The organism is Actinophytocola sp., from assembly GCF_035942955.1.
In the GTDB taxonomy this organism is placed as follows: domain Bacteria; phylum Actinomycetota; class Actinomycetes; order Mycobacteriales; family Pseudonocardiaceae; genus DASYTH01.
Genome location: NZ_DASZCQ010000020.1, coordinates 1 through 6816, shown reverse-complemented (window position 1 = coordinate 6816; position 6816 = coordinate 1). Strand labels below are relative to the sequence as shown.

At 66.0% G+C, this 6816-nt stretch carries 7 protein-coding genes; 3 read left to right on the top strand and 4 right to left on the bottom strand.

The window, feature by feature from the left end:
- On the top strand, positions 1 to 247 hold a 247-nt coding region (locus VGX25_RS01575), incomplete at its 5' end, for a hypothetical protein (protein ID WP_326915687.1).
- Between the two features lie 213 nt (positions 248 to 460).
- Here VGX25_RS01575 and VGX25_RS01570 read toward each other — a convergent pair.
- Positions 461 to 1642 carry a fumarylacetoacetate hydrolase family protein gene (locus VGX25_RS01570; protein WP_326915686.1) on the bottom strand — a complete coding sequence of 394 codons (1182 nt, stop codon included), beginning with the start codon at positions 1640 to 1642 and terminating at the stop codon, positions 461 to 463.
- A gap of 32 nt (positions 1643 to 1674) precedes the next feature.
- On the opposite strand from VGX25_RS01570, the gene VGX25_RS01565 reads away from it, so the two are divergent.
- Positions 1675 to 1854, top strand: coding sequence for a hypothetical protein (locus VGX25_RS01565; RefSeq protein WP_326915685.1), 180 nt, complete (start codon positions 1675 to 1677; stop codon positions 1852 to 1854).
- Positions 1855 to 2215: 361 nt separating this feature from the next.
- On the opposite strand, the gene VGX25_RS01560 is transcribed toward VGX25_RS01565, so the two are convergent.
- The 3 genes from VGX25_RS01560 to VGX25_RS01550 are packed head-to-tail and all read right to left on the bottom strand — an operon-like array spanning position 2216 to position 5218.
- A complete protein-coding gene (locus tag VGX25_RS01560; protein WP_326915684.1) occupies positions 2216 to 2860 on the bottom strand; it encodes a response regulator in 645 nt (214 codons plus the stop codon).
- Positions 2857 to 4074: a hypothetical protein gene (locus VGX25_RS01555; protein WP_326915683.1), complete on the bottom strand. Its 1218-nt coding sequence runs from the start codon at positions 4072 to 4074 to the stop codon at positions 2857 to 2859. The genes VGX25_RS01560 and VGX25_RS01555 overlap by 4 nt, the downstream gene beginning before the upstream one ends.
- Positions 4067 to 5218: a hypothetical protein gene (locus tag VGX25_RS01550; protein ID WP_326915682.1), complete on the bottom strand. Its 1152-nt coding sequence runs from the start codon at positions 5216 to 5218 to the stop codon at positions 4067 to 4069. The genes VGX25_RS01555 and VGX25_RS01550 overlap by 8 nt, the downstream gene beginning before the upstream one ends.
- A gap of 432 nt (positions 5219 to 5650) precedes the next feature.
- Between VGX25_RS01550 and VGX25_RS01545 the strand changes: the two genes are divergently transcribed.
- Positions 5651 to 6466, top strand: a complete 816-nt coding sequence (locus VGX25_RS01545) for a CHAP domain-containing protein (protein ID WP_326915681.1) — start codon at positions 5651 to 5653, stop codon at positions 6464 to 6466.
- Positions 6467 to 6816 lie beyond the last annotated feature (350 nt).

Genomic DNA, 6816 nt, shown 5'->3' with positions numbered 1-6816 from the left:
CATCGGCATGTTCGCGTGTTCGGTCGCCGTGGGGGGCTCGATGCCCGATCGGTGGCATAGACGATGTATTGGTCCTGCAGGTGGCGCAGCATTGATCGTAGCGGCGTTTGCGGCGGTCGATCGTCACGTACAAAGTGCTCGGGATTGGTTCGGGCTCGGTTGTAGCGCATGGTCGTTCGGGGTCGGCGTGGCGGGCGGCGATGTGGAGGTCGTGGAGGTCGAGGCCGGCGTCGAGCCATGGTGGTGACGACCGTGTGGCGCAGTCTGTGCGGGTGCATCCTGGGCGGGCGAGCTACTGAGGTCGGGGCCGGGGCGCGGCGGCGGGTCGCGCCGTGTTGCGTAGGTTGGTCGGCAGCTGGCGCGCTGCGGTCGACCTCAGCCATCGTCTGCGTCCAGGACGACGGACGCACCGGTCTTCGGGTCGGCTGAGTGCGCTGCGGACGATGCGGTCGCTCGGTGGTCATAGGACGCCGCGGGCGGCGAGGCTGCGGAACAGGTCGGCGGTGCCGAATGTCCACGGTTCGCATGCGTCGCTGGTGCGGATGCGGTTGGTCAGTGATCCCAGCGCGGGCGCGGAGATCGTGACGATGTCGTCGACGTGGTGGGTGAAGCCCGTGCCTGGCGTGTCCCGGTCCCCGATCGGGGCGAACATCGTGCCGAGGTAGAGGACCGCGCCGTCCGGGTACTGGTGGTGCGGGCCGAGCATTTGGCCCACTAAGTCGGCCGGGTCGCGGCTGATCGACGCCATCGCCGAGGAGCCGTCGAGGTGGTGGCCATCGGTCCCGTCGACGGTCAGGGTGACGGTCGCCGCGCGGACGTCGTCGAGCGTGAATCCCGGCTCGAACAGCCGCAGGAACGGCCCGAGCGCTGCGGAGGCGTTGTTGTCCTTGGCCTTCGGCAGCAGCAGCGCCGAGCGTCCCTCGACGTCGCGCAGGTTGACGTCGTTGCCCAGCATGGCCCCGACGACGCGGCCGGTCGACGCGACCGCGAGCACGACCTCGGGCTCCGGGTTGTTCCACCGCGAGTCGGGATGGATGCCGGCATCGGTCGCGGTCCCGACGGCGGCCAGGACCGGCGCCTTGGTGAAGATCTCGGCGTCCTTACCGATCCCGACCTCGAGGTACTGGCTCCACACGCCCTGCGCGACAAGCCACTCGGCGAGCGCGGCGGCCTCGGGCGACCCGGGCCGGACCTCGGCGAGGCCGCGGTCGCCGAGCACCGCGGTAACCGACGCGCGGACCGCGTCGGCGCCGGCCGCGTCGCCCCTGACGCGCTCCTCGATGACCCGCTCCAACAGGGACACCACGAACGTCACCCCGGCGGCCTTGACGACCTGCAGGTCGATCGGGGCGAGCAGCCACGGCCGGCGGCGGTCCCGCGCCTCGACCGGGGTGTTGACCAGCGCCTCGTCCAGCGAACAGAGGCGCTCGCCGGTCGCGGCGCGCAGCCCTCCGGCCGGGTCGACCGACTCACACAGGTCACGCACCGTGGGAAACGCCGAGGTGACGTCGTACAGACCGTCCGCGCGGACGACCACCACCGACGGACCGCCCGCTTCCGGCACAAACACCCGGCCGACGAGCGCCCCCGCCGCACCGTCCGCCGGCAAAGTCGTCGCGACAGACGGCGGAAATACTGGCATGGTCACATCTTCCCCTCTCACGATCAACAACGATGCAACACCGGCGCACACCCAGCAACAGCCCGCCCACCATCAGCGGCACAGCAGACGGCCCGCAGATCGCGTTCGTCCACCAGCGCCCCACCCTCCAGCACGCCCTGCGCCGACCAGCAGGGTCGATCATCGCCGTCTGCGCACCACACGTCGACTTCGACAACCCCGACCGCACATGACCCGACACCGAAGCACGCAACTCACACCCGGTGGCCGGGTTTCATACTCGGACAGCTTCACCATTGTCACCGGTGACCAACCGCGCGTAGCCAACACGAGCAGAACCCCTCGCGCTCGACCTCACCGCCGGACAACCCGAAGCATCGTCCCAATCCAAGTGGTGCTCGAGCGAATCAGGTGGCTCGGCCGGGACCGAAATAACAAAACCCCCGACACTCGAACAGCGGCATGAGAGTGCGTTTCCCTTTCTCCGATCCTTTGGGCATGCTATGTTGCTTGTTACCAATGTGGGGCTGCCTGTTTGTTGCTTCCTTCAGGAACAACTCAAATTTGGCTCGTGCCCGCATCGGTAATGGCGTCTCAAATGGGGTGGTTGTTCAGATCGGCCAGGGTGATCAGCCCGTCTTCGAGTGCGCGGGCGACGAGGTCACTCTTGGTCGGTGCCGGACGGCCGGCGTTGGCGTAGCGCACCCGCACCCGTTCGATGTAGGTGTCCACGGTCCGGGCGCTGATGCCGAGCATGGTCGCGGCCATTTGTTTGGAGGATGAGGCGAACCAGGCTCGGAGCGCGGCGATCTCCATCGGCGCGAGATGCGGCCGGTTGGGGTCGTCGTCGGCGACCAGCGCGCCGCTAAGCGAAGGGGGCGTGTACGGCGACCCTGCCGCTGCCGCGCGCACTGCGGCGACTAGGTGTTCCTGGCCCTCGCGCTTGGTGACGTAGGCGAGAGCGCCCAGGCTGACACAGCGCACTGCGGTGGTGTTGTGCGCGTCTTGCGAGTAGACCACGACCCGTCGGCCGCTGTCGACGAGCCGGCGCAGTTCGGTGAATTCCTGTTGGTCGGTCTGAAGTTGGAGGTCGAAGATCACTACGTCGGCGTTGGCGCCGGGGCCGGTCCACACGTTGGCTAGTCGGGCGTTGGCGTCGATTAGTTCGATGGGCGGATCGGCCTGGCCGCACCAGTAACGGACACCGGCGGTGACCACCGAGTGGTCGTCCACGATCACCGCGGTGATAGGTTGGTCTGCCATCGCACCTCCACCCACAGTGTGTCGTGCTCAGTGATTGTGGTGAGCTGGACCGCGTCGCTGTCTGGGTGTGGCAGATCCACCGGTGCGCAGTCGGCTACGACGTTCACCGATAGCAGGCCGGGTGTGCCGATCACGGTGACTCGCGCCCAGGAGATGGCGGTCGCCAAAGCCGCGAGCGGGGCCTCGGTGAGTGCCCGCCGGATCGGCAGCGGCGGCTCCGGCCACTGCCCACGTCCCTCCATCTCGACCAGGATTCCCTTGCGGTCGGCCACATCGGCGCAATGCCGTAGTTCATGCAGCAGCGGGTTGGCCACCGTGTCCAGTTCGGCGAACAGCCGCCGCATGCGGGCTGCTTCGATAGCGCATTGCCGCTGGACGTTGGCTTGCTCTGGGTCCAAGCATCGGTCTGCCAATCCGCGTAGGAGCGGGACGGCTGTGACGTACAGGCTGGCGAAGCGCTGCCTCCGGCGCTCGTGTAGACCGGCCGCAACCGCCTCTGCCACGCGCACCGTTTCTGACTGTTGGAACGCCTCATCTGCGGCATTGGCAATGAATCGCAACGCTGTGATCGCGATCGCGCCGGCAACCGGGAAGCCGATGGAGGTGATCGAAGCGGTAGCGAGCCACAGTATCTCGGTGCAGTGTCCGTTGCCTGTAAGCACCACCGTGCATAGAGATAGCAATTCATGCACGCCAAGAAAAGCCAGCAGCTCGCAGAGCGGGCGCTCGGTCAGTACGATCACACCGACCCAGCCCACCGACCCGAACGACCAGTCCGCCGCCGTGATCGCGTACCCATCGCCGAGCGAGAGGTCGGAGGCAATCGAGGCGCCGAGCGTTGCGGCCAACGCGGCCCACCGCAGCCAGCCCCAACGCTTTCCGCGCAGCACAAGGTATGCGGCCAGACCGACCACTGTGGTGTAGGTCACCAGGCAGCAGACCTGAACCCACGGCACACGGTAGGTGAGGAAGCTGCGGATCAGGTTGGGCAGACCCAACGTGTACAACACCACGGCCGCGATCACCATGGCGGCCAGCCGCAGCCCCAGCAGGAACCGTTGGGCCGTCTGGCATTCGGCCTCGCTGAGCCAGGCTTGCCCACCAATTACACGCAATCCGCGCCGCAGAAGGCCAGCTGCACCACGCCAGTAGCTTGGAACATATCGTGTCTTGGGTTGCGTGTCAGCCATACCGCCACTCCAGAACGACTCGGGTGCCGGCGCCGAGGGAGGTGCTAATGTGCGCCCGGCCACCGATAGCGTGCATCCGGCCGTAAATCGACTCGCGCAGACCTCGTCGAGTATCGCCGACCTGATCGAGGAGGAATCCGCGACCGTTGTCGACGATCTCCACCTCCACCCGATCCGCATCACCGCGCACCCCCAGCGCGGCCTGATTCACTCCGGCATGCCGCACCACATTGTTCAGCGCTTCGCCCGCAGCATCGGCGATGGCGCCAGCCACATCGCTGGGCAGGAAAAGCTCACCGCTGACCTCGAAGTCGACCCGCGCCGCGACCAGGTCCGCGGCGGCCCGTAGCAACAAGATCAGATCAGCCTGTGGTGGCAGCCCACCACCATAGGTAGACAGCACGGCAAGGTCACGTTCGGCTTGTGCGGCAAGCAGAGCACGGTCAGTGCCCTGGCCGATGCCGACCATTAGCAAAGTCGTCGCTGCCGTGTCGTGCAGCGCGTTGGCTAACGCCCGCTCGTCGGCGCGGACCGCGTCGGCCACCCGCTGGGCGATGCGGGCGCGCTCGGCGGCGGCCATCTGCTCGTCAGCGATCCGCCCCCCGCGCCGCACCAAGATCCACTGCACCCGGGACAACGCGGCGGCGACCACCATCCAACTCGACATGAACAGCATGGCGTTCGGCGGGGCGATGAGCGTGCCGCAAACCGCACCTCCCACGACGATCAGCGTGACCACGGAGCCCAACACGATCTCGGTGTGGCACTGGTAGCCGACACAGGCGAACCCGGCCAGCGCGAGCACCCACGAGTCACCGTGCGCCAACCACGTCGCAGGCACCAGCCATTGCGCGCACAGTCCGAGCGCCCCGAGCATGACCGCGTCGATCACGGTGTGCCAACGAGCTGGGTGGACCAGCAGCGCCCGGACGTACACCGCGCTCCACGCCACCAACGCACCGGTCGCTATCGCCATGACGACAAGCAGGTCCGGCTGCGCAGCTAACAAGCCAATCACGGCCGAAAGCGGCAGGGTCCCGGCACGTACCCCGATCGCGAACAGCCTGCCTAACCGGTAGAGCCGGCGAACCGCCTCACCGGCACCTGCCGGTAAGCGTTCACCTGCACCGCGAACATATCGCACAACATTCTCCGGTCACGCTTTCGTCCAGCACAGTGTGCCAGGCACTCCCACGGCAGTTTGTCGGGCGAACACCCCTCCGCGTTTCACCACGACCACACATAGCGTGTGTTCACCACCACACGAGGAGGAACTGATGAAGATCCATCTGCACTCGCTTGGGTGTTGACCTCCGAATAGGACAACGGCAGGCAGGAGATGAAGCGACTCCTGCCAGAGGCAGGCCTCGAAGCCCCATGTTGCCACCATAGTCTCGAGAAGCCACAAGAGTCCTAAACATCCCCTACGCGAGCGCCGCAACCGGCACCACCATTTTGACAGTGGCAACTAATCCACGTCGGGTTCGTGCAAACCCCATGCAGCAGTGACGCGTAACAGTCCGGACACTAACGCCAACGGGGAGAATCCCGATTCCATTAGAAAGGAGTTCTCATCATGACACCAGCAAAGAGAGGACGTGCGATTGCGGTCCGCGCGTTGACGCTTGCCGTCAGCTTACTGGCCTCGTTGGCTGCCGGCCTGGCCACCAGCCCAGCCGCGACCGCGCAGGGCAGCGACTTGTCCCCAAACGAATCTCTCACAGCTAACCAGGACCGCTGGTCGGCCGACGGCCGGTACCGTCTGGTGATGCAGGGCGACGGAAACTTGGTTGAATACGGCCCGTCGGGCGCGTTGTGGTCAACGCGAACGGCAGGACACCCGGGGTCGTGGGCCGTCATGCAAAGCGACGGTAACCTGGTTGTCTATGGGCCAGGTGGGAATCCATTGTGGGACAGCGGAACATGGGGCAATTCAGGCGCGCGCGTGGTAGTCCAAAACGACAGCAATGTCGTCATGTATGCAGCATCAGGACCCCCGCTCTACGCGACTTGGCGCACACGGGGAGCCAGCCGCGGATACAATGCTGGAGTCTCCGGAAACTGCACCTGGTATGCCTACGAGCGATTCCGCGGTGATGCCACCACCTATCCGGCCCTGTCGGGCGACGCGTACAACTGGGACAACTCGGCACGAATGACCGGCTGGTCGGTCTGGCTAGATGCCACCCCACACTCGATCGTGGTCTTCGAGCCCGGCGTGCAGGGTGCGTCCAGCCTCGGGCACGTCGCCTGGGTCAACGTTGTGCAACTGCGTGCGGATGGACGCTACATCTACATCACCGAGATGAACTTCACCGGACTGGGCCGAATCAGTTCACGCTGGGTCAAGGACGTAATAGGAATGTCCTACATTCTCGCACCCAGCCTGTAACGCAACGGCCAACGTTGGCCGGTCGGAGAAACGACCGGCCAACGTTGGCAAACGCGTGAGGTCACATCGACGCGATGCTCCCCAACGCGCAGATCACCATCCCGCACAACCGCATCCACCTGATCGGTACAACGCGCCGCGCCGAACCTCGTCCGAAGGAACACCGATCAGCGGCATTACCGGATGCGCGGTGGCATGGCGTCGCGTGACGTTGGTCGAGAGTGCACCGTCATGCCGGCAGCGCCGCGGTGAGGTCTACTTCGATGAGTTGGCCGGGGAACCCCAGTCGCGTGACCCCGAGCAAGGTGCTCGCGGTGGTGAACGCGGCCCCGAGGGGCGACCGAGTCAGC

Excerpts from the sequence above, each read along its gene's own strand:
- VGX25_RS01555 (WP_326915683.1), bottom strand. The coding sequence starts at position 4,074 with ATGGCTGACACGCAACCCAAGACACGATATGTTCCAAGCTACTGGCGT.
- VGX25_RS01570 (WP_326915686.1), bottom strand. The coding sequence starts at position 1,642 with ATGCCAGTATTTCCGCCGTCTGTCGCGACGACTTTGCCGGCGGACGGT.
- VGX25_RS01565 (WP_326915685.1), top strand. The coding sequence starts at position 1,675 with ATGCAACACCGGCGCACACCCAGCAACAGCCCGCCCACCATCAGCGGC.
- VGX25_RS01545 (WP_326915681.1), top strand. The coding sequence starts at position 5,651 with ATGACACCAGCAAAGAGAGGACGTGCGATTGCGGTCCGCGCGTTGACG.